Here is a 20,954-nt window from a genome sequence, read left to right as displayed (position 1 = left end):
ATGAGAAGGACATATCTGGCGGGCCTCGCGCTGGCCCTGACCGCCTGCGGCGCTCAGGCGACCCCGGCCGAGGACGAGTTCTCGCTGCCCACCGCCGCCGCGTACTTCACCACCGCCTGCCCCGAGGCGGGGACCAAGCCCGCCACGGACAAGGAGCTGACCTACTGGTCGATGTGGACCAAGGACGAGCCCCAGGGCAAGGTCCTGCGGTACGCCGCCGACTGCTTCACCAAGAAGACCGGCGTCAAGGTCACCATTCAATGGCTGGGCCGCGCCTACCTGCGGCAGAACCTGTTACCCGCGCTCAACACCGACACCGTTCCCGACCTGTTCGACCAGGACCTCACCAACATCAAGGCCGCGATCGTCTCGGCCGGCGGCACCCGCGCCCTGGACGACGTGCTCGGCCTGAAGACCGGTGACGGCACGGTGCGGGACGTGCTGCCCGCCGCCTACAGGGACACCCCGGCGATCAAGGACGACGCGGGCAAGCTGTTCGCGGTGCCGTACATCGTCATGGGCAACGCCTGGTGGTACGACAAGAAGAAGGTCCCCGGGTTCAAGGCGCCCAGGACCATGGACGAGCTGTACGCGCTGCTCGGGGACCGGTCCGTCGCGCTCGACGGCGACATCGGCTACTACGCCGCCTGGTACTTCGACCAGCTGGCCGCCCGGTACGTCGGCCCCGGCGGGCTGGCCCGAGCCGCGCAGGACCCGACAGGGCAGCTGTGGAAGAGCGACCCCGGCTTCCTCAAGGCGGCCGAGCACACCGCCAGGATCGCGTCCCACCTGGTCGACGGCTGGGACGCGGGCAAGTTCCCGCAGATCCAGCAGCGCTGGGCCGACGGCGACGCCGCCTACCTGTTCATGGGCAGTTGGGGCCCGACGGAGACCCGCGAGTACCTGGCGAAGCAGGGCGGCGGCCAGAGCATCGACTACGGCTCCTTCCAGTTCCCCATGCCGGACGGCGCCACCCACGACGTCGTCGAGGTGCAGCAGATAGCGTTCGGCGTCACGGCCAAGGCGAGACATCCCGAGGCGGCCAAGGCGTTCATCGCCTACTTCCTCACCCGCGACCTGCTCGCCGGCATGCCGGCGGTCGCCGACAGCCTCACCCCGCGCAGGGACCTGCCGGTCCCGTCCGACCTGGCCGACCTCAAGGCGGCCCTGGAGGACCCGGCCAAGAAGCACACCCTCTTCATGGACGGGCTGGACGGCGTCGCCGGCGGAAAGTTCGCCGAGCAGGTGTTCTTCCCAGCCGACAACGACCTGCTCAAGGGCAAGCTGACCCCGGCCGCGTTCGTGGACAGGCTGGCCACGGCGACCGCCGCGTTCTGGAAGACGCAGGGCTGATGGCACAGGCCGTGATGGCGGGCAGGCGCGCCCTGCCCGCCGACGTCACCCCCCACCTGCGCAACCGGCGGCGGCTGTTCTGGCCGTTCACGCTGCCCGCGATCGCGCTCTACGTCGTCTTCCTCGTCGGCCCTGCCGTCGCGACCGTGGTGCTCGGCTTCACCCGCTGGTCGGGCGCGGGCCCGGCCACCTTCGTCGGCCTGGAGCAGTACGGCAGGCTGCTGGGCAGCGAGTCGTTCCGCGACGCCTTCGTCAACACGCTGGGCTACATCGTGGTGGGCGGGGCCGGAACGTTCGTGTTCGCGTTCCTGTTCACGATGGTGCTGAGGGGCATGCGGGCCTCGAAGACGGTCCGGGCGATCCTGTTCTTCCCCAACATCGTCGCGCCGGTGGCGCTGGGCATGTTCTTCGGGTTCGTCTTCAAGTACAACCCGGGCCGTCAGGGCCTGGCCAACTTCCTGCTGGAGTCGCTCGGCCTGCCCGCGGCCGGATTCCTGCGCCCCGAGAACGTCACCTGGGTCGTGATCGGGGCGCTCGTGTGGGCGAGCGCGGGCTTCTACATCACGATCATGATGGCCGCGGTCGACCGCATCCCGCCCTACCTCTACGAGGACGCCGAGCTGTGCGGGGCCTCGCCCTGGCAGCAGTTCCGTGCCGTCACGCTGCCCCTGACCTGGGACGTGGTGGGCATCGCCGGGGTGCTCTGGACGATCGGCGCCGTCAAGATCTTCGAGATGGTGTTCGTGCTCGCGGGCCCGGGCACGTACCTGCCGCCCAGCAGGACCTGGACGCTGGCCATCTACGTCTACGACCGGTCCTTCGGCGCGCAGGGCACGCCGGAGTACGGCACGGCCTGCGCCTGCGCGGTCGTGATGATCGTCCTGGTGACCGTGCTGGTGACCGCGCTGCGCCGGGTGATGCGCAGGGAGAGGCTCGAATACTGATGCTCAGACTCGTCGGGAGGGCGGCTGTCTGGCTGTTCACCGGGCTCAACGTGCTCCTGCTGTACTGGCTGGTCGCGGCCTCGTTCAAGACTCCGCTGGAGATCTTCCGCGACCCGTTCGGCCTGCCGTACACCTGGTTCGCCCGTGGCAACCCGTTCCGCAACTACCTCTACGCCTGGAACCAGGCCGAGTTCGGCCACGCCTTCCTGGTCACCGTGGTCCTGGTGGCGGCGGCCTCTGCCTCCATCGTGCTGGTCTCCGCGCCCGCCGCCTACGCCCTCAGCAGGTTCGGCGTGCGCGGCTCCGGGCCGCTGACCGGTTTCCTCGCGATCGGCATGGGCGTTCCCATGCAGACCGTGATCATCCCGCTGTTCGTCGGCTTGGCCGAGCTCGGGCTGACCAACAGCCTGCTCGGCCTCTACGTGCTCTACGTGGCCCTGTCGGTGCCGTTCACGGTGTTCCTCCTGACCGGCTTCTTCCGCACCCTCCCCGAGGAGACGGAGGAGGCCGCCGCCCTCGACGGCGCGTCGCCGCTGCGCACGTTCGTCTCGATCACGCTGCCGCTGGCCCGCGGCGGCCTGGTCACCGCGCTGATCCTCAACGCGATCGGCCTGTGGAACGAGACGCTGCTGGCCATCGTGTTCATCCAGGAGAACTCGGGTTTCACCCTTGCGCGCGCGCTGTTCACCTTCTACGGCGCGGCGACCTACCAGTCCGAGTACGGCGGGCTGATCGCGGGCGTCGCGATCGTCGTGCTGCCCATGCTGGCGCTCTACCTCCTGCTGGCCCGCCGCATCATCACCGGCCTGACCCTGGGCGCGGGCAAGTGAGAGTCATCCGGAGTATCTGTGGCACACCCTCCAAGGGGCGGTCGCGGGAGGATGTCAACGGGCGGGTCGCAGTCGTACCGTGGAAGGTGTTCGCATGCGGCTCAGGCCGTGACGACGCGCGATCGAGTAGAGGCCATGTCCGAGGACCCCGTCACGCCTCCCGAGGAGGAGCTCTCGACGCTCCGGATGCGCCGGGCGCATCTGCGTCGTGCCTGTGACGAGCTCGAACGGGCCCTGGCCGTGCCGCCGGCGGGCCGCGCCGATGACTGGGCCCGCGAGCTGGCGCCGGTCGTGGCCCGGATGCGGGAGGCGTTCGCCGCGCACATCTCGATCGTCGAGGGACCCGACGGCCTGTTCGACGAGATTCGAGCGGAATCCCCTCGGCTCGAGGCCATGTTGCGGCGGCTGCATCGGGAGCACGACGACATCGCCGCCGGGCTCGCCGCGGCCGAGGAAGATCTTTCCGCGCGCGACGAGGCCGCCATGGAGGGCGTGAGAGAGCGGTTGACCACGGTGCTGGCGGCGCTGGGCCGCCATCGGCAGCGAGGGACGGACCTGCTGTACCAGGCCTACGAGATCGACATCGGCGGGGAGTTACCCTCCCGTGCGATCAGGGCCCGCTGACCGGACGTGCCGTACCCCACGAGGAGGGGTACGGCACGCGGCCCGCCTCAGCACCGCCGGAGCGCCCGCAGGCTGTCGGCGGGGTCGAGTGGCCGGCTCAGCCGAGCCAGGTGGTGATCTGGCTCATGGCGTTCGTGGCCCAGCCGAGCTTGAGGTGGTTGAGGGCGAGCGTCGCGGTGGCGGCCCGGTTGGCGACGCCGTCGGCGGCGGCGCAACTGGCGACGAACACGGCGCCGTCGGACGGGCCGGTGTGCTCGTTGTGCATCAGCGCCATGTCGGGGGAGTCGCCGCAGAGCTGGTAGACCGGCACGCTCGCCGGGGTGCCCGCGGTGATGAGCGGCCTGACCAGCGAGCCCCTGTCGATCGCGTACTGGATGCCGCGGCCGGCGGTGTAGAAGCCTGTCCCCCCGTAGTAGGTGGTGTACCAGTCCTGCTCGGCGGCGGGCAGCGGGTAGACGTCGTCCCAGCGGTAGAGCATGTCATCCGATCCCGGATACGCGTCTCCCTCGTAGCTCAGCTCGGGGTGGTTGCGCCAGAGGCCGTAGCAGACCATCTGGGTGTGCGGGGCGGGGGCGTTCAGCGATCCCCCGCATTCAGGAAATATCGCGAAATCGTGGGTCCAGCCGTGGCGGTAGCCCCAGTCGAAGCCCTTGTTCGGTCCGCCGACGAGGATCAGTTTCCTGACATCGCCCGCGTAGGCCGTGCCCCAGGACCTGCGAAGCGACGAGACGTACATGCGGGCGTTGAACGCCCCCTTGGACCAGCCGATCACGTCCACCTGCGCCGCGCCCGTCTTCGCCTTGACCTGGGCGATGGCGTCGTGAATCTGCTCCGACCAGTAGTAGCCGTCCCCTGTGACGTGCGGGAAACCGATCGCGAACACCTTGTAGCCCTGGGCGGTGAGGTGCTGCATGAGCCCCGTCGTGGGACAGCTCGCCTGGCCGCAGCCGTACGAGCCGCGCGCGTTGGGGTTCGCCCAGGCCAGGTCCGCGGTCTGGTTGGCGCCGTGCACCAGCAGCACGGGGTTGGCCTTGGCGCCGGTCTGCCAGCCGGGCGCGTGGTACAGCAGGAACCGCGACGCGTGTGGCCGGGCGACATCGCCGAACAGGCGCCTCGTCTGCCCTGTGTGGTCGCCGCGCCCGTCGGGAGGGTAGGTCTCGGCCTGGAACCCGCTGGAGCCGTCCCTGTAGCGCTCGACGCGCGCCCAGCCGTTCTCCAGTCCGGTCGTATAGGTGGCCTCCAGCGTGACCGGCCCCGCCGCGGTGGCGGGCGCGGCCGGTGTCGTGAACAGTGCACAGGCCACCAGCGTTAAGGTGGCAGCCGCTCGTCCCCAAGGACGTCGTCGCATCACATCTCCCAGAACCGGTTGTGCGCCGAGAAAGATGAGTTCAGTTCGCCGGATCAGGGCGGCCAGGTCAATGTGGGCGGACGCCATGTCCGCGCCCGCCTCCGTGTCGACGGCGTCAGGCTGTGGCTCGAACCGCGCTTCTAGGGCAGCGGCGCAGGGCCCGTCGACCCGCGGACGATCAGCTCGTGCGGAAGCGTCAGCCGCTCGGGCTTGGCAGCGACGCCGGACAGCAGGATGCGTCCGGCGATCTCGCCGATCTCCTGTTTGGGCTGCCTGATCGTGGTGAGACCGGCCTCCTCGGCCGCGCTGTCGGAGAACCCGACCACCGACAGCTCGCCCGGCACGTCGAGCCCGAGGTCGGCCGCCGCGTCCAGGACTCCGAGCGCCAGCACGTCGGTGTTCGTCAGGATCGCGGTCGGGCGCGGATCCCGGTCGAGCAGCGCGTGACCGGCTCGCCTGCCCGCCTCGCGCGAGTTCCTGGCCAGCTCGAAGAACGGCACGGCCGCCCAGTCGACGCCCGCCTGCTCGCAGGCCGTCCGGTAGCCGCGGAGCCTGCCGCGCATGGCCTCGAATGCCGCGCTCTCCTGCCGGGCGGTGTCGGCCCAGCCCGTGTGGCCGTCCTCGTGCAGGCCGACCATGGCCACCCCGATGCGCCGGTGCCCAAGCCCGAGCACGTGCGCCGCCGCCTCGGCCCCCGCCCTCGGTTCGTCGATCCCCACGAAGGGATGTCCCGGCACGTACGGCTCGTCGACCACGACGACGGGTAGCTTGCGGGCCAGCACCTCGGCCAGCGCCGGGTGCCCGTCGGGGAGAGAGACCACGCAGAACGCGTCGACCACGGCGTCGCGCACGGTCTCCGTCCGCCGGTCGCCGTGCGGCAGCGGCAGGATGAGCAGCCCGACCCCCGCGTCCTCGGCCGCCGTGGCCAGTCCTTGGAAGAACGCGATGGCGTACGGGTCGGCGAAGGCGTAGGCCAGCGTCTCGCTGAACAGCAGGCCCAGCGCACCGGCCCGGCCCAGCCGCAGCGAGCGCGCGGTCGGGTTCGGGCCAGCGTAGCCGAGCTCGTCGGCAACTTCCATGATCCGCTGCCGTAGCCCGTCGCTGAGCTGGTCGGGACGGGAGAAGGCGTAGGAGACCGTGGCCCTGGACACGCCCAGCCGGTCGGCGATCGTCTGCAGCGTGACCTTGGTCATGCCTCCCACCGTAGTCCCTGGCCTTGTCTCCGCGCTCTTAATCAATTAAGATCTTAATTGATTAAGGAGGAGATATGGACGCCATGCAGGTCCTCGCGTACAAGTCGGCCATGGGGCACGCGGGCGAGCTCCGTTCCGCCCTGCCGGGCGCGCCGACCGAACCGCCTCGCGAGCGGGAGAGGGTTCGGGCACGGCTGGCCCACACGCTCCGCTGGACCGCGGACCGGCTCGACCCGGTCGCCTTGTAAAGCTTGAGCGTCGCCGGGATTTCCGGGGCCGGCGGACCGCCTCACCGTTCGTCGCGGAGGCGCCCGTCGGCCAAATGGCCATGGTCCCCGTTCGCTGTGACAGCGCGCGCATGGAGGTCGCCGGGGAATGCGCAACGGGTAGATCTGGCAAATCGCTTTTAGTCGGCCAGTCGATAATTGCCGTAGCGGCCATCCCGTCTATGCGCGGCTCATGCCTGTTTAGAGCGGTATGGGGTGATCGGGAACATTTGCCGGCCGGGACCAGTGGATCGTCCCGGCCGCCGCCGCTCGCGTGGCCGCCGAAGAGGAAGGAGAAATTTCCGGATCGGGTCTCTTGTCAACGAGTTCATCACTGATCAAGTATTGGCCCCGTCAGCAAGAGGCTATCGCCCCGGCGACCGAGTGCTGTTCACCACTCTGTTCCGTCGTTCCAAGAGTTGACCCCCACACTCCAACGAGCACGTCGAATGCGACGTTCTCGCTGGTTGTAATGCCTTCACTCTCACTCATGAAAGGTAGGCGGAATGGGACAGAACTCAAATGTCCGCACGATCGACAATCAGGTGATAAGCCTCGACATCGAGGATGTCGAGCCCGACGAGCTCCACGCCTGGACGGGTCACATCCGCTACACCCCCAGGTACGGCGGCCGCGAGACGACCTCAGACGTCTGGGCCCTGGAGCTGGCGCCGAAGTCGGCGCTGGCCGTCGGCGTGACCTCGGTGCGCGGCAGGGAGCGCGAGCGTTTCGCCCTGGGCGGCGGCGAGGTCGTCATCTACGACTGCGAGGACCCGTCGGACGCGCGGTGGGCGACCTGGCTCGGCCCGTGGAACATGGCGCACGGCCTGTTCTACGCGCCGACCTGGGAGTCGCGCGACGTGGTGGCGATGTTCGACAGGCTGCAGTGGACCGACACCCCCGAGGGCCTGATCGCCACGCCTGGCCGGCGCTTCAACCTCCAGCAGGCCGTCTACCTGCTGACCGTCGCGGGCGTCGGCACCCTGCAGGTGGAGTCGAGGCGCCTGGCAGGCGAGCAGGTTCCGCGCTTCCGCGGCTTCTCGGCCCCCGCAGGAGAGGTGTGGCGGGTGCCAAGCACGGACGGTCCCGAGCGGGAGACCCTGCTGATGGTCACCGACAGCGCCGTGATAACGGTGAACCCGTGGGACGCACCGCGCAAGGGCCTGGAGGCGCCGAAGGGGGTGGCGGCACGGTCCGACGCCGGCACGCCGGAGGCCGCCGCGCAGTTCCTCACGAAGGTCAAGCGCGTCTCGTGGGGAGCCTGAGGCGTGGACCCTGTCACTGCGGCGGTCCTGATCCTCTTCGTCCTGGTCGCCCTGTTGCTCGCGGCGGGCGCCGGCCTCTACCGGCGGGTGCGCGAGCTTGAGCTCGCCACCTACCGCGGGGTGGGCGTGCACGTCGGCACGGGCGGCGAACGGAGCGCGGGGATCGGCCGCCCAGGTGCGACCACCATCGCGGTCAAGATCAACCGCCGGTGCCCGGTGTGCGAGGACGTGCTGCTCGCGGTCGGGAAGCTGGCGGCCGACCTGCCCGACGGCGTCGGGTTCACCGTGGTGTCCGACGACCCGGCCTTCGACAAGGAGCTTCCCGCGTCCGTCCAGGTCATCAGGGATCCACAGGTCTGGCGGTCGATCAGCGTGCCGTACGTGCCCGCCCTGCTCGTCGTGGACGAACAGGGAGTCGTCCTGCACACGACGCCCGCGGGATCAGGAGAGATCGTGTCGGAGACAGTCGAACGGGTGATCGCCCGGCGAAAGGAAGCGAAACTGTGAAGAGAATCCTCGACCAGATTCCGAGTGTCACGGACGTACCGGAGTCGCCGGAGCCGTCCAAGTACGCGGTCAGCGAGCGAGGGTGGAGCCGTCGCCGGCTCTTCGGCACCGTCGCGGGCGTCACCGTCGCCGCCGGGCTCGGCGCCCTCGACCTGCTGCCCTGGTCCAGGCCACGGGCGGCGCTGGCGCTGACCGAGTGGACCGACGGGTGCCACGGGTACTTCGACTCGGGCTCCGTGTGCTATCCCCCGTCTGCCTACTACGGCAGCGGCAACTGCTCGGGAAGCTGGCACAAGAACCAGGGCGGCTCGGGCACCTGCTACAACTACCGCTACACGCCCAACACGACGTCCTGCGCGGGCAGGAACGCCTGGCGGTGGACCGGCCGCGTCGCCCGTCGCAAGTGCTCCGACGGCTGGTACGAGTACCACGACTGCGGCGGCGGCAACATCTCCCGTTTCTCCATCTGCCGGACCGCGATCTGACGGATGCTGACTCGGAATCCCGCCACCCGCCTCCTGGTCCCCGCACTGGGACTGATCGTCGCGGCGGAGGTGGCGACACTGGGAGCCTTCGCCTCCGGCTTCGACGTCCGGGGCTTCACCTGGCTCGTGGCGGCCTTAGTGGCGGGCTTCTCGCTGTCCGGCTCGGTTTGAAGTCTCAACAGCGCCTGGGTGCTGTCCTCGTCGGTCCGACGGGGTTCTGACGCGGCCGGCTTCATCGTCGGCCTGTTTCTCGGGGCGTTCCCCACCACGTTCGCCTTCATGGTCATCGGCTCCGTCGTTCGCGCGCCGCTGCCCGTGATCGCGTGCCAGGTCCTGACCGGCCTGGCGGCGAGCGTGTTCCTGCTGCGGGAGCTGCAGGTGTTCAGCTTCCCGCTGTTGCAGAACGCCCGGCTGGTACCGCAGTTCGTCACGCACGTCCCATTCTGGGGTGCGGTGCAGTTCGGCGCGGAGATGGGTACAGGAATGCGCACCTACTCGCCGACGGGGCTGCCACACATCATGGCGATCTCGCTCTTCCTGCTCGGGTCGTGGTCCGACGCGCTCATGGCGGGCGCCGGATTCGCCATCGGCAGGGCGGTGATGCTGCTCACCTTCCTGCTCGCGCGGGACAAGATGAGAGCCGACACCGCGTTCGACTTCGCCCTGCCGAAGATGACGTGGCTGTTCGCCCTGCTGTTCCTTCCCCTGGCGGCCATCATGGTGGCGGCGTGACGCTGCCGCACGGTTCGCTCGCATGGGCGGGCGCCTTCACGGTCCTCACCGTGGAGGCGCTCGCCGCGCGGGGTTTCCAGAGCTACGGCCTTTCGGGAGCTACGGCCTGACGAGCTCGAAGGCCTGGGCGATGAGCTCGTAGGAGCGCAGGCGGTTCGCGCCGCCGTACACACCGGTGGTGATCATCAGCTCGTCCGCCTCCGTGCGGTCGCGCAGCGCGGTAAGGCCCGCGCGGACCTCGGCCCCCGTGCCCTTGACGACGTTGCGGAGATAGCCGTCGACGAACGTCCGCTCGACCTCGGTGTAGGGGTGGGCCTCGGCCTCCTCCGGCGAGGGGATGGGGCTCGGCCGCCCGCGGCGCAGGCGCAGCATCGCCAGGGCGAGCGTGCGGGCCAGACGCAGGGCCTGCTCGGAGGTGTCGGCGGCGACGGCGGTGACGCCGATCATGGCGTACGGCTTGTCGAGCCACTGCGACGGCTGGAACCGCGTGCGGTAGAGCTCGAGCGCGGGCTCGGTGTTCTCGGCGCTGAAGTGGTGGGCGAAGGCGAAGGGAAGGCCGAGCATCCCCGCGAGCTGGGCGCTGAAGCCGCTGGAGCCGAGCAGCCAGATGGGCGGCCGATCGGCGTTGAGCGGATAGGACTGCAGACCGCCGGGCGCGTCGCCGTCGAGGAAGGCGGCCAGCGCGGCGACCTCCTCGGGGAAGGCGTCGGCGTCGCCCCTGCGCATCGCGGCGGCCGTGGCGGGGTCGGTGCCCGGCGCGCGGCCGAGGCCGAGGTCGATGCGGCCGGGGTGGAGGGCGTGCAGGGTGGCGAACTGCTCGGCGACGATGAGCGGGGGATGGTTGGGCAGCATGACGCCGCCCGAGCCGAGCCTGATGGTCTCGGAGTGGGCGGCGAGGTGGGCGATCAGGACCGCGGGGGAGGAGCTGGCGACGCTCGGCATGCCGTGGTGCTCGGCGACCCAGTAGCGGTGGAAGCCCCAGCGCTCGGCCTGCCGTACGAGATCGGTGCTCGTCCTGAGCGCGTCGGTGGCGGTGCCGCCGGTGCTCACGGTGGCCAAGTCGAGGATGGAGAGCGGCACGTCGGCCTCACCGCGCGCGACGCCCCTGATCTGATCGGTCATCTTTCGGCAAACCCACGCGAACCCTGGTCTATTCCACGGCGCGGACCTGCGGGTTGTCTTCCCGTACGGCAAGCATGGGTCGAGCCCACCCCCTGCGCGGGGTGGGCTCTGTCCCAGGGAGACGGCCGACGGGAGCGCGGCTCCGGGGTGCGTGACGACGAAGAGGGGGGCGGCGGCCACCCGGGGGCCGGTGGCCGCCGCACGCGTTACGGCCTGTTCAGTCCGAGCGTGTAGGAGCCCGAGCCGGAGTAGGAGTTGACGCGGTACCTGTAGTAGCCGGCGGTGCCGTTGTAGCTGATCGACTCGTCGGGGTTGGCGCTGTCGCTCTTGGCGACCTGCGCCCACGAGGAGCCGTTCCACTTCTCCAGGTAGAGGTCGAAGTCGACGCCGTTGGGCCCGTCGAGGCAGCCGGCGTGGGTGCCGGACACGGTCGACTGGTAGTAGGAGTTGTTCGGCTGGTACTGGTTCTGGCCGTTGCTCAGCGAGCCGTTGTAGATCTCGCGGTAGTTCCGGCAGCCGGTGGGCGGGTTGCCGCCGCCGGTGACCAGGGTGAGCCCGTAGGCGGAGAGGATCTCGTTGACCGGCTGGAAGTAGGTGGTGCCGCCGGAGGTGCAGTTGCCCGACCCGCCTGAGGTCACGCCCTGCGCCTGGTTGCCGGAGATGTACGAGCCGCCGGAGTCGCCCGGCTCGGCGCAGACGCTGGTTCTCGTCACCTCGTAGACGGTGCCCTGCGAGTAGGTGACACTGGTGTTGAGCTGCTGGACGGTGCCGCAGTGCCAGCCGGTGGTGGAGCCGGCGCGGCAGATCGAGGAGCCGACGGGGGCGACGGTCGAGCCGTTGACGGGGATGATGCCCGCGCTGTAGCCGTTGACGACGCCGACGGGGGTCCAGCTGGTGTTGACCTCGACCCACGAGTAGTCGTTGCCGGGGAAGGAGGAGCCGCGGAAGGTGCCCTGGGCCTGCTGGTTGGCGCCGCGCGTGGTGGCGCCGACGGTCCCGCAGTGTCCCGCGCTGACGAATCCGCCGTTGGTGCCCGGCTTGGTCACCGAGAAGCCGATGGAGCAGCGGGAGCCGCTGCCGATGTAGTAGGCGTCGCCGCCGCGGACGTCGGCGTACGGCACGGGCTGCTCGCTCGACTGCTCGACCCTGACGAGCGCCTTGTCGGCGCCACTGGCCGCGACGAACGCCTCGGCGTCGGCGGGCGCGGAGGAGAGGACCACGACGCTGTTGGCGCGCACGTCGATATACCAGACGGGAGCAGTCTTGGGAGCGCTGGACGCGGCCTTGTCGAGGGCTGCCTTGGCCGCTTCGAGCTGGGCGTGGGAGTGGGCGACGACCTTGACCCGGGCGCCGGAGACGCGGCGCTGGGCGGCGTTGGTCGTGGCGACGATCAGCGTGCTCTCGGGGCCTTCGACCCAGCTGCCCCCGTACTCGCCGCCGAGGCGCTTGGCGAGTCCCGGAGCGGTCTGCGCGGCCCGCTGCTCGTTGGCCAGGCGCTTGACGACCTGTTCCTGGGTGAGGCCGAGGTCGCGTTGCATGGCCTCGATCAGGCCCTTGGGCGGGTTGGTCTCGGCGGGGACGGAGGCGATGGCGGGGGTGGAGGTCAGCGCTAACGCGCCGATCGCGATCGCGACCAGCGCTCGGGTGCGGCGAAGCATGAGAACTCCTTCGCTTGCTGGGGGTGCCGTCACCGTAACGGTGGGTCCACCAGCCGAGGAGCTACCACTTGCCCCCTATCGCGGTGTTATGGGGAGGTGCCGAAACCCGGGTTGCGGATCAGCCAGTCGTGGTAGACGGGGCTGCGCCGTACGGCGTCGGCGTGGGCGGCCTTGGCGTGGGCGGCCACCCATGACGCGCCGGGGGCGCCCGGGTGGTGGCCGAGCATCTGGCGCCAGCGCAGCGGCGCGCCCGCGACGGGCACCATGACCAGGCCAGGGGCGAAGGGATGGGTGGCCTGGCACAGGACCACCGCCCTGCCGACCTGGGCGAGGTGCACGCAGGTGGCCACGTCCGTCTCGTACATCGTGCAGGGCGTGAAGCCCGCGCGCGTGCACGCGGCGGCGAAGCAGTCGCCGAAGCAGCCGTCGCCCGGGGTGACGGCCCACTGCTCGTCGGCCAGGTCGGACAGCGCCACCTCCTTCTCGCCCGACAGCTTGTGCGTCTCGGCGACCATGACGAAGACGGGGTCGATGCCGATGGTGTGCCACGCGATGTCGCCCTCGGGCATGCCGTCGCCGCACGCTCCCGCGAGCACGTAGTCGAGCCTGCCCTGGGCGACCATCAGGGCGAGCTCGCGCGACGACCACGAGGTGAAGGTGGAGACGGGCGCCGCGGCGGCCAGCCGGTCGACCAGCCCGCCGAGGACGGGTCCGTTGGTCGCGCCGATGCGGTAGCCGCCCGCGGTGGCGTTGGCGAACCGGAGGGCTTCGTCCTGTAGTTCCTGTGCCGCGGGCAGGAGCACGCGGGCTCGGGAGAGCACCAGTTCCCCGAGGGGGGTGGGCCTGGCGCCGTAGCGGTCGCGCTGGAACAGGGCGCCGCCTAACGCGCGTTCGATGCGTTTGAGCTGGGCGGTCAGCGCCGGCTGGGCCACCCCGAGCCGGGTCGCTGCCTTGCTGACGCTGCCCGACTCCGCGACCGCTCGGACGATCTTGAGGTGCCGGAGCTCGAGGTCCATACGGGGAACGTAAGACCGTCACAACATCCCTGCAATCCCCATTTGTCAGGAAAATTGACGGATGTTGTGGGGGCCGTGGAACGGGTAGCTGACGTTTATGGGAATCGATCCAAGGGATCTCACGGAAGACGACCTGCTCCGCGAACTGCGGCAGCTCTACCAGACACGGTTGGAGACGCTGCTGCACGGGCCCGACGACGCCCTCGCCCGCCACACCTCGCGCACCAACGAGCTGGAGAGCGAGTACCTCCGCCGCCATCCCGTGCGGGACATCGACCCCGGCCGGTTGCGTGAGGGAGCGAGGCAGCGCTGATGGAACCACACGACGTGCAGGCGCTGTCCGACACCGACCTGGCCGTGTACGAGGCCGTCGCCGCCATCGCGGTCGGGGGCGACCAGGCACGGGTGGCCGACGTGTCGAGGATGGCAGGGCTGAGCGAGGACGAGACGAAGCAGAGCATCGCGACCCTCGTCGCGATGGGACAGGTGGTGCCCAAGGGCGAGGGGTACGCGCTGGGCCGCCACGACTTCGGCCTCGAATACTGAACAGTCACCCACCCCGTCACCCACCCAGGGCTCGCAACACCGCGGCCTGCTCGGCCGTCACCCCCAGAGCCCGTTGCGCCGCCGCCTCGCCTGGAGTCAGCCCCGCCGCACACCAGGCGGCGACCTCATCGACCCCGCGTCGCCCACCGCCCCTCGCGCCGGCTCGGCGGCGACCTCCCCCTCCGCCCAGGCCACCGCCGCTGCCCCCTGGAGGGCGCGGGCCCGCCCCGCCCATCCGGTACGGCGAAGCCGCCCGTGAACCCCTCGGCCACCGCGGCGGCGCCCATCTGCCAGTCGAGGTGGATCAGCCGGTTGGCCGGCGGCGCCGACAGGTCCCACCCGTAGGACGCCTGCTCGGGCGGGTTGGCGGCGGCCACGATCCGCACGGCGCTCGGCCCAGCGGGGCGGGGCGAACCAGGTGCCGCCTTCGTGGAGGTGGCGGGAGGGCGGCGCGGCCTTGCGGAAGACACTCTTGATCGGCAGGGAGAAGTGGACGATCGTGACGGTTGACATCGATCCAGGTCCGGAGGCGACATGCACCCTCCCTACGGGGACGACGAGCACCGTTACGTTCCCTATGCGGCCGCGAAGCCGACGTCGGGCGCCGCGGTCGCGAGCCTCATCTTCGGGATCTTCGGGCTGTTCGCCAGCTGGTGTCTGTTCGGCATCCCGTCGATCGTCGCCATCGTCCTCGGCCACGTGGCCACGTCGCAGACCAGACGCGGCCTGAGGCCCGGTCACGGCATGGCGGTCGCCGGGCTCATCCTCGGTTACGTCGTCGTCCCCGCGGTGATCGTCACCGTGGCCGTCATCGTCACCCAGCCCGACGCGGTCGCCGACTGGGTGAACGCCGTCTTCTCCTGGGTCGACTCGGTGCTGAATACGTAGACATCCCGAAAAATCAGAACATCGCCTGGCAAAGCTGTGACAAGGCCGTCGCCATGTCTGATCCGCGAGGGTAAGGCCCCACTCGAGGGATCCGATCGGGGGACGCGGTGAGAGCACAGGTCATCGGCGGAGTTCTGGTAATTCTCGGACTGACGGTCGCATGCGGTACGGCAGGGCAGTCAGGTCAGGCGGGAGGCACCCAGGGCAGCACCGCCAGCGCGAGCGCCATCGGCACGGTCGAGCAAGGCTTCAAGATCGGTCTGCTGCTTCCCGAGTCGAAGACGGCCAGGTACGAGAAGTTCGACCGGCCGTACATCACGAACGACATCAAGGCCCAGTGCCCCAAGTGCGAGGTCGTCTACAACAACGCCAACCAGGACCCCAACCAGCAGCAGCAACAGGTCGACTCGATGCTGACCAACGGGGTGAAGGTGCTGATCCTGGACGCGGTGGACGCCAAGGCCGTGGCCTCCTCCGTCGCCAAGGCCAAGAGCCAGGGCGCCATGGTGATCGCCTATGACCGGCTGGCCAGCGGCCCCGTCGACGCCTACACCTCCTTCGACAACCTGCAGGTCGGCAAGGCGCAGGGGCAGGCGCTCCTGGACGCGATCAAGGCGGGCGGCGACCCCAAGCGAGGACCGATCGTCATGGTCAACGGCTCGCCGACCGACCCCAACGCAGCCGACTTCAAGAAGGGCGCGCACTCGGTGCTCGACGGCCAGGTCACGATCGGCAAGGAGTACGACACTCCCGACTGGAGCCCCGACCAGGCCAACACCGAGGCGGCCGGCGCGTTCACCGCGCTCGGCGCGAGCAACGTGATCGGCGTCTACGCCGCCAACGACGGCATGGCCGGCGGCATCGCCAGGGCCATGCAGAACGCCGGAGTCAAGCCGGGCACCCCGCTGACCGGTCAGGACGCCGAGCTGGCGGCCATCCAGCGGATCCTGCTCGGCACCCAGACGATGACGATCTACAAGCCGATCAAGCCGGAGGCGAAGAACGCCGCCCAGATGGCGATCGACATCGGCACGGGGAAGGCGATCAAGGGCACGACCACCGTGGACAACGGGACGAGCAAGACCATCCCCGCGCAGATCATCGCGCCCATCGTGGTCACCAAGGACAACATCAAGGACACCGTGGTCAAGGACGGCTTCTGGAAGGCCACCGAGATCTGCACCTCGGCCGTGAAGTCGGCGTGCGACGCGGCGGGGATCTCCTGACATGGCCCCCGTCCTCGCCCTCGAGGGCATCTCCAAGCGGTTCGGCGCGGTCCAGGCGCTGACGGACGTCGACCTCGAGGTCAACGCGGGCGAGGTCGTCGCGCTGGTCGGCGACAACGGCGCGGGCAAGTCCACGATGATCAAGGTGATCGCCGGCGTGGGCCCGCCGGACGAGGGGACGATCACGTGGGAGGGCAGGCGCGTCTCGATCAGCAGCCCCTCCGACGCGCAGGCGCTCGGCATCGCGACCGTCTACCAGGACCTCGCGCTCTGCGACAACCTCGACGTGGTCGGGAACCTCTACCTCGGCAACGAGCTGACGGCGACGGCCGTCCTCGACGAGGTCTCCATGGAGAAGCGCTCACGCGACCTCCTCCACACGCTGTCGATCAAGATTCCCAGCGTGCGGATCCCCGTGGCCTCTCTGTCGGGAGGCCAGCGGCAGACGGTGGCGATCTCCCGCTCGCTGCTGGGCGAGCCGAAAGTCGTGCTGCTGGACGAGCCGACCGCCGCGCTCGGCGTCGAGCAGACCGCCCAGGTCCTCGACCTGGTCGAACGGCTGCGCGCCCAGGGTCACGGCGTGATCCTGATCAGCCACAACATGGTCGACGTCAAAGCCGTGGCCGACCGCATCGCGGTGCTCAGGCTCGGCCGTAACAACGGGTTCTTCGACGCCAAGGCCACCACCCAGGAAGAGATCATCGCGGCGATCACCGGGGCGACCGACAACGCCGCGTCCCGCCGGAGCAGGAGGCTCAGTGAGTGAAACCCCGGTCGACCCGCGGCTGGTGGTCCGCGAGCAGGGCCTCACTGGATATCTGACCGAGTTCAAGCAGAAGGTGAAGGGCGGCGAGCTCGGCCCGCTGCCGGTCGTCATCGGCCTGATCGTCATCTGGCTCGTCTTCCAGAGCCTGAACAGCCAGTTCCTGTCCGCGCAGAACCTGTCCAACCTCAGTGTCGACATCGTCCCCACCGGGATGATCTCGGTGGGCATCGTGTTCGTGCTGCTGCTGGGCGAGATCGACCTGGCGGCGGGCGCGGTCAGCGGCGCCTGTGCGGCGGTCATGGCCGTGTTCAACGTCAACCAGGGCATGAGCCCGGGCCTGGCCATCGTGCTCGCCATCGCCGTCGGCGCCGTGCTCGGCCTCATCCACGGCTTCTTCTTCGCCAAGATCGGGGTGCCCTCCTTCGTGGTCACGCTGGCGGGCTTTCTCGCCTGGACCGGCTTCCAGCTGTGGGTCCTCGGGCCCAACGGCACCATCAACCTGCCGGGCGAGGGCTTCATCGCCGGGCTGACCAGCACCTACTTCGCCTATGTGATAGCCGCCTACGGCCTGGCCGCGCTGGCCGTCGCGGCCTTCCTCGCCGTGTCGTTCATCGGCAACAACAGGCGCCGCGCGGCGGGGATCCCGTACAGGACGACGGGCGACATCGTCTTCCGCACAGTCGTGCTCGCGGTGGTGGCCTTCGGCGCGGCCTACATCCTCAATCTCTACAAGGGGCTCCCGCTCGCGCTGCTGATCTTCCTGATAGTCGTCGTCGGCACGGACTTCGTGCTGCGCCGTACCAAGTACGGGCGCAGCATCTTCGCGGTCGGCGGCAACATCGAGGCCGCCAGGCGGGCGGGCATCAGCGTGCCGTTCATCAGGATCTCGGTCTTCGTCATCTCGGGCTCGTTCGCGGCGATCGGCGGTATCTTCGCCGCCTCCCGCATCTCCAGCGCCAGCCAGGCGACAGGGCAGAGCAACGTGCTGCTGATGGCGATCGCCGCGGCGGTGATCGGCGGCACGTCACTGTTCGGCGGGCGCGGCACCACGTACTCGGCGCTGCTGGGCATGCTCGTCATCCAGTCGATCGCCTCGGGGATGGCGTTGCAGGGTGTCAGCAACTCCATCCAGTTCATGGTGACCGGCGCGGTGCTGCTGGCCGCGGTCGTCATCGACTCGGTCTCGCGCAGGAGCCAGAAGGCGGCCGGCCGGGCGTAACGTGAGGACATGGAGGACACCGCAGCACCTCTTCACGAGAGAGCCCTGACCCCTGACCAGGCGCGGGCCCGCTTCAGGGCGGGGGAGCGCACCCCCACGGCCGGCTGGTGCGAGGGCTGGACCCAGGCCAACCTCATCGCGGTTCCCGAGCGGCTCGCGGAGGACCTGCGGCTGTTCGCCGAGCGCAACCCCCAGGCGTGCCCGGTGCTCGACGTCGGCGAGCCGGGCGCGACCAGCACCCGGATCTTCCCCGGCGACCTGCGCACCGACCTGCCCGGCTACCGGATCTACCGCGAGGGCAAGCCGGTCGCCGACGTCGACGACGTGGTCGAGCACTGGCGGCAGGACCTCGTCGCCTTCCTCATCGGCTGCAGCTTCACCTTCGAGGCGGCCCTCATGCGGGCGGGCGTGCCCGTCAGGCACGTCGAGCTGGGCGTCAACGTCCCGATGTACCGCACCGCCGTGGCCTGCCGTCCTGCGGGCGCGCTGCGCGGGCCGCTCGTGGTCTCCATGCGCCCCGTCCCCGAGCACCTGGTGGCCACCGCCATCGAGGTCAGCGGGCGCTACCCGGACGTCCACGGGGCGCCGGTGCACGTCGGCGATCCGGCCGCGCTCGGCATCGCCGACCTGTCCCGCCCCGACCACGGCGACCCCGTCCCCGTACGGCCCGGCGAGGTGCCCCTGTTCTGGGCCTGCGGCGTCACTCCGCAGGAGGCCGTCATGGCCGGCGGCGTCGACTACGCCATCGGCCACCTGCCGGGCCACATGGCGATCACCGACCTTCGAGAGACCTAGCCAGGTACTTCGCCGTGTGGGTGGAGGCGTGCGCCAGCGAGGCCGGCGTGCCCTCGAAGACCACCTGCCCGCCGTGCTGTCCGGCCTCGGGCCCCATGTCGATCACCCAGTCGGCGCGCTTGACGACTTCGAGCTCGTGCTCGACCACGATCACGGTGTTGCCGCCGTCGACCAGCCTGTCGAGCAGCTCCATCAGCGTGTCGACGTCGGCCATGTGCAGCCCCGTCGTCGGCTCGTCGAAGACGTACACGTTGCCGCTCTCCCGCAGCCGGTGCGCCAGCTTCAGCCGCTGCCGCTCGCCGCCCGACAGCGTGGTGAGCGGCTGGCCCAGCGTCAGATAGCCGAGGCCGAGCTCGCCCAGCGTGGCCAGCCCTTCCAGCTCGAACAGCCCGCGCGCCTCGTCGGCCGTCATCGCCAGCACGTCGGCGATCGTCCTGCCCTCGAAGCGGTGCGAGAGGGCTTCGGGGCTGTAGCGGGAGCCGCCGCAGGCGTCGCACACCGTCGACACCGGGTCCATGAACGCCCGATCCGTCCTGATCACACCCCGCCCGCCGCACGTCTCGCACGCGCCCGCCGCGTTGAAGCTGAACAGTCCCGCCTCCACGCCGTTCGCCTCCGCGAACATCCTGCGGATCCTGTCCATGACGTCGAGGTAGGTGGCGGGGGTCGACCGGATCGAGCCGCCGATCGCCGACTGGTCGATCGCGACGCCCTCGGCATACGTCATCAGCGTGCTCTTGCCCGAGCCCGCCACGCCGGTCACCACCGTGAGCACGCCCAGCGGCACCCGCACGCTCACCTCCTTGAGGTTGTGCAGCGAGGCGCGCTCGATGGGCAGCCACCCCTTCGGCGTCCGGACCTGCGGCTTGAGGCCGGTGACGCGCCTCAGCATGCGGCCGGTGAGCGCCCTCGACCTGCTCAGCTCGGCGACCGTGCCCTCGAACACCACCTCGCCGCCGCTCGCGCCCGCGCCAGGGCCCATGTCCACGACGTGGTCGGCCATGGTGATGATGTCGCGGTCGTGCTCCACGACGATCACCGTGTTGCCGCTGTCACGCAGCTCGACCAGGAGTTCGCCGAGCCGGTGCACGTCGCGCGGGTGCAGGCCGGCGCTCGGCTCGTCGAAGATGTAGGTCATCCCCGACAGCGACGAGCCGAGGTGCCGCACGGTCTTCAGCCGCTGCGCCTCGCCGCCCGACAGCGTGCTCGTCTCCCTGTCGAGACTGAGGTAGCCGAGCCCGATCGCCTCGATCCTGCTCAGCGCCTCGATCGCGGGCTCGGCCACGGTGTTGCCGAGCCCCCTGAGCGTCTCGGCCAGGTCGCTGATCTCCATCGCGGTGTGGTCGGCGAGGTTCAGCCCGTCGATCGTCGAGGCCAGCGCGGCGGCGTTGAGGCGCGCGCCGCCGCAGGCGGGGCAGGGCCCCTCGGTGAGCACCCGCCTGGTCGCCTCGGTGTCGCGCTTGAGGTGGAGCCGGGTGAAGCGGTCGACGACGCCCTCGTAGGCGCCCCGCTCCAGCTTGAACCGCTCGCCGTGCAGGAGCAGGCGCCATTCCTCCTCGGTGAACTCGCCGACCGGTTTGTCCAGGTCGAACAGGCCCGAGTTCGCGTACAGGCGCCAGGCGTAGGAGCCGACGGGGAAGATCCTGATCGCGCCCTCGTTGATCGACAGGGTGCGGTCGACGGCCTGGTCGAGGTCGAGCCGTACGGTCCTGCCCAGGCCGTCGCACTCGGGGCACATGCCCTGCGGGTCGTTGAACGAGTACGCGGTCGCGGGGCCCGCCGACGGCGTGCCGTACCGGGAGAAGAGGACCCGCAGGATGGGGTGGATCTCGGTCATGGTGCCGACGGTCGAGCGGGCGTTGCCGCCCACCGGCTTCTGGTCGACGACGACCGCGGGCGTCAGGTGGGCCAGGCGCTCGGCGCGGGGGCGCTCGAACTTGGGCAGCCGGTTCCTGATGAAGGCGCTGTAGGTGGCGTTCATCTGCCGCTGCGACTCGGTGGCGATGGTGCCGAACACCACCGACGACTTGCCCGAGCCCGACACGCCGGTGAAAACGGTCAGCCGCTCCTTGGGCAGGCGGAGGGAGATGTTCTTGAGGTTGTTCTGCCGAAGACCGGTAAGGACGATGTCCATTCTGGAACTCCTCATAGCTTAGGCTACTAGTATTAGC

At 69.9% G+C, this 20,954-nt stretch carries 24 protein-coding genes; 17 read left to right on the top strand and 7 right to left on the bottom strand.

Annotated features, from left to right (window positions below; translation table 11 throughout):
* The 4 genes from AB0B45_RS03540 to AB0B45_RS03525 all read left to right on the top strand — a co-directional run bounded on the left by AB0B45_RS03540 (position 1) and on the right by AB0B45_RS03525 (position 3,751).
* Positions 1-1,353: an ABC transporter substrate-binding protein gene (locus AB0B45_RS03540; RefSeq protein ID WP_358124566.1), complete on the top strand. Its 1,353-nt coding sequence runs from the start codon at positions 1-3 to the stop codon at positions 1,351-1,353.
* Positions 1,353-2,297: a sugar ABC transporter permease gene (locus AB0B45_RS03535; RefSeq protein ID WP_358124563.1), complete on the top strand. Its 945-nt coding sequence runs from the start codon at positions 1,353-1,355 to the stop codon at positions 2,295-2,297. The genes AB0B45_RS03540 and AB0B45_RS03535 overlap by 1 nt, the downstream gene beginning before the upstream one ends.
* Positions 2,297-3,127 carry a carbohydrate ABC transporter permease gene (locus AB0B45_RS03530; RefSeq protein WP_358124560.1) on the top strand — a complete coding sequence of 277 codons (831 nt, stop codon included), beginning with the start codon at positions 2,297-2,299 and terminating at the stop codon, positions 3,125-3,127. Before AB0B45_RS03535 ends, AB0B45_RS03530 begins: the two co-directional genes overlap by 1 nt.
* 135 nt (positions 3,128-3,262) lie before the next feature.
* Positions 3,263-3,751 (top strand): hemerythrin domain-containing protein, encoded by a 489-nt coding sequence (locus AB0B45_RS03525; protein ID WP_358124557.1) that lies wholly within the window; start codon positions 3,263-3,265, stop codon positions 3,749-3,751.
* 97 nt (positions 3,752-3,848) lie between these two features.
* On the opposite strand, the gene AB0B45_RS03520 is transcribed toward AB0B45_RS03525, so the two are convergent.
* Positions 3,849-5,054 carry a hypothetical protein gene (locus tag AB0B45_RS03520; RefSeq protein ID WP_358124553.1) on the bottom strand — a complete coding sequence of 402 codons (1,206 nt, stop codon included), beginning with the start codon at positions 5,052-5,054 and terminating at the stop codon, positions 3,849-3,851.
* A gap of 185 nt (positions 5,055-5,239) precedes the next feature.
* On the bottom strand, positions 5,240-6,292 hold the full coding sequence (locus AB0B45_RS03515) for a LacI family DNA-binding transcriptional regulator (protein WP_358124551.1): 1,053 nt from the start codon (positions 6,290-6,292) through the stop codon (positions 5,240-5,242).
* Between the two features lie 74 nt (positions 6,293-6,366).
* Here AB0B45_RS03515 and AB0B45_RS03510 point away from each other — a divergent pair, with 74 nt between their 5' ends.
* From AB0B45_RS03510 to AB0B45_RS03485, 6 genes are all read left to right on the top strand, one after another.
* Entirely contained in the window at positions 6,367-6,540 is a 174-nt protein-coding gene (locus AB0B45_RS03510; RefSeq protein WP_358124548.1) for a hypothetical protein, read from the top strand.
* A gap of 524 nt (positions 6,541-7,064) precedes the next feature.
* Positions 7,065-7,823, top strand: coding sequence for a hypothetical protein (locus AB0B45_RS03505; protein WP_358124546.1), 759 nt, complete (start codon positions 7,065-7,067; stop codon positions 7,821-7,823).
* Positions 7,824-7,826: 3 nt separating this feature from the next.
* Positions 7,827-8,330: a hypothetical protein gene (locus AB0B45_RS03500; protein ID WP_358124543.1), complete on the top strand. Its 504-nt coding sequence runs from the start codon at positions 7,827-7,829 to the stop codon at positions 8,328-8,330.
* Positions 8,327-8,815, top strand: a complete 489-nt coding sequence (locus AB0B45_RS03495) for a hypothetical protein (protein ID WP_358124540.1) — start codon at positions 8,327-8,329, stop codon at positions 8,813-8,815. The genes AB0B45_RS03500 and AB0B45_RS03495 overlap by 4 nt, the downstream gene beginning before the upstream one ends.
* A gap of 3 nt (positions 8,816-8,818) precedes the next feature.
* The gene (locus AB0B45_RS03490; RefSeq protein ID WP_358124537.1) at positions 8,819-8,986 is read left to right on the top strand and encodes a hypothetical protein; all 168 of its coding nucleotides are present in this window, start codon (positions 8,819-8,821) and stop codon (positions 8,984-8,986) included.
* A gap of 108 nt (positions 8,987-9,094) precedes the next feature.
* Positions 9,095-9,547: a hypothetical protein gene (locus AB0B45_RS03485; RefSeq protein ID WP_358124534.1), complete on the top strand. Its 453-nt coding sequence runs from the start codon at positions 9,095-9,097 to the stop codon at positions 9,545-9,547.
* Positions 9,548-9,646: 99 nt separating this feature from the next.
* On the opposite strand, the gene AB0B45_RS03480 is transcribed toward AB0B45_RS03485, so the two are convergent.
* The 3 genes from AB0B45_RS03480 to AB0B45_RS03470 form a co-directional block, all read right to left on the bottom strand.
* Positions 9,647-10,669 carry an LLM class flavin-dependent oxidoreductase gene (locus tag AB0B45_RS03480; RefSeq protein ID WP_358124531.1) on the bottom strand — a complete coding sequence of 341 codons (1,023 nt, stop codon included), beginning with the start codon at positions 10,667-10,669 and terminating at the stop codon, positions 9,647-9,649.
* A 206-nt stretch (positions 10,670-10,875) separates the two neighbouring features.
* Positions 10,876-12,327 (bottom strand): S1 family peptidase, encoded by a 1,452-nt coding sequence (locus tag AB0B45_RS03475; RefSeq protein WP_358124528.1) that lies wholly within the window; start codon positions 12,325-12,327, stop codon positions 10,876-10,878.
* An 86-nt stretch (positions 12,328-12,413) separates the two neighbouring features.
* Positions 12,414-13,343 carry a LysR family transcriptional regulator gene (locus AB0B45_RS03470; RefSeq protein ID WP_358124526.1) on the bottom strand — a complete coding sequence of 310 codons (930 nt, stop codon included), beginning with the start codon at positions 13,341-13,343 and terminating at the stop codon, positions 12,414-12,416.
* 97 nt (positions 13,344-13,440) lie between these two features.
* On the opposite strand from AB0B45_RS03470, the gene AB0B45_RS03465 reads away from it, so the two are divergent.
* The gene (locus tag AB0B45_RS03465; RefSeq protein ID WP_358124524.1) at positions 13,441-13,656 is read left to right on the top strand and encodes a DUF6158 family protein; all 216 of its coding nucleotides are present in this window, start codon (positions 13,441-13,443) and stop codon (positions 13,654-13,656) included.
* Positions 13,656-13,889, top strand: coding sequence for a hypothetical protein (locus tag AB0B45_RS03460; protein ID WP_358124521.1), 234 nt, complete (start codon positions 13,656-13,658; stop codon positions 13,887-13,889). Before AB0B45_RS03465 ends, AB0B45_RS03460 begins: the two co-directional genes overlap by 1 nt.
* A gap of 125 nt (positions 13,890-14,014) precedes the next feature.
* On the opposite strand, the gene AB0B45_RS03455 is transcribed toward AB0B45_RS03460, so the two are convergent.
* Positions 14,015-14,275 carry a hypothetical protein gene (locus tag AB0B45_RS03455; protein WP_358124518.1) on the bottom strand — a complete coding sequence of 87 codons (261 nt, stop codon included), beginning with the start codon at positions 14,273-14,275 and terminating at the stop codon, positions 14,015-14,017.
* 148 nt (positions 14,276-14,423) lie between these two features.
* Here AB0B45_RS03455 and AB0B45_RS03450 point away from each other — a divergent pair, with 148 nt between their 5' ends.
* The 5 genes from AB0B45_RS03450 to AB0B45_RS03430 all read left to right on the top strand — a co-directional run bounded on the left by AB0B45_RS03450 (position 14,424) and on the right by AB0B45_RS03430 (position 18,783).
* Positions 14,424-14,777 carry a DUF4190 domain-containing protein gene (locus tag AB0B45_RS03450; protein WP_358124515.1) on the top strand — a complete coding sequence of 118 codons (354 nt, stop codon included), beginning with the start codon at positions 14,424-14,426 and terminating at the stop codon, positions 14,775-14,777.
* A gap of 107 nt (positions 14,778-14,884) precedes the next feature.
* Positions 14,885-16,003 (top strand): substrate-binding domain-containing protein, encoded by a 1,119-nt coding sequence (locus AB0B45_RS03445; protein ID WP_358124513.1) that lies wholly within the window; start codon positions 14,885-14,887, stop codon positions 16,001-16,003.
* Between the two features lies 1 nt (position 16,004).
* Positions 16,005-16,769 carry an ATP-binding cassette domain-containing protein gene (locus tag AB0B45_RS03440; RefSeq protein WP_358124510.1) on the top strand — a complete coding sequence of 255 codons (765 nt, stop codon included), beginning with the start codon at positions 16,005-16,007 and terminating at the stop codon, positions 16,767-16,769.
* On the top strand, positions 16,762-17,988 hold the full coding sequence (locus tag AB0B45_RS03435; RefSeq protein ID WP_358124507.1) for a sugar ABC transporter permease: 1,227 nt from the start codon (positions 16,762-16,764) through the stop codon (positions 17,986-17,988). The genes AB0B45_RS03440 and AB0B45_RS03435 overlap by 8 nt, the downstream gene beginning before the upstream one ends.
* Positions 17,989-17,997: 9 nt before the next feature.
* On the top strand, positions 17,998-18,783 hold the full coding sequence (locus AB0B45_RS03430; protein ID WP_358124504.1) for a putative hydro-lyase: 786 nt from the start codon (positions 17,998-18,000) through the stop codon (positions 18,781-18,783).
* Here the strand turns inward: AB0B45_RS03430 and AB0B45_RS03425 are convergent.
* Positions 18,761-20,917, bottom strand: coding sequence for an excinuclease ABC subunit UvrA (locus AB0B45_RS03425; protein ID WP_358124501.1), 2,157 nt, complete (start codon positions 20,915-20,917; stop codon positions 18,761-18,763). The two genes, AB0B45_RS03430 and AB0B45_RS03425, sit on opposite strands and share 23 nt — an antisense overlap.
* Positions 20,918-20,954 lie beyond the last annotated feature (37 nt).

Origin of the sequence: Nonomuraea sp. NPDC049152 (assembly GCF_040648355.1) — a bacterium.
GTDB lineage: Bacteria > Actinomycetota > Actinomycetes > Streptosporangiales > Streptosporangiaceae > Nonomuraea.
This window is presented reverse-complemented; position numbering and strand designations above follow the sequence as displayed.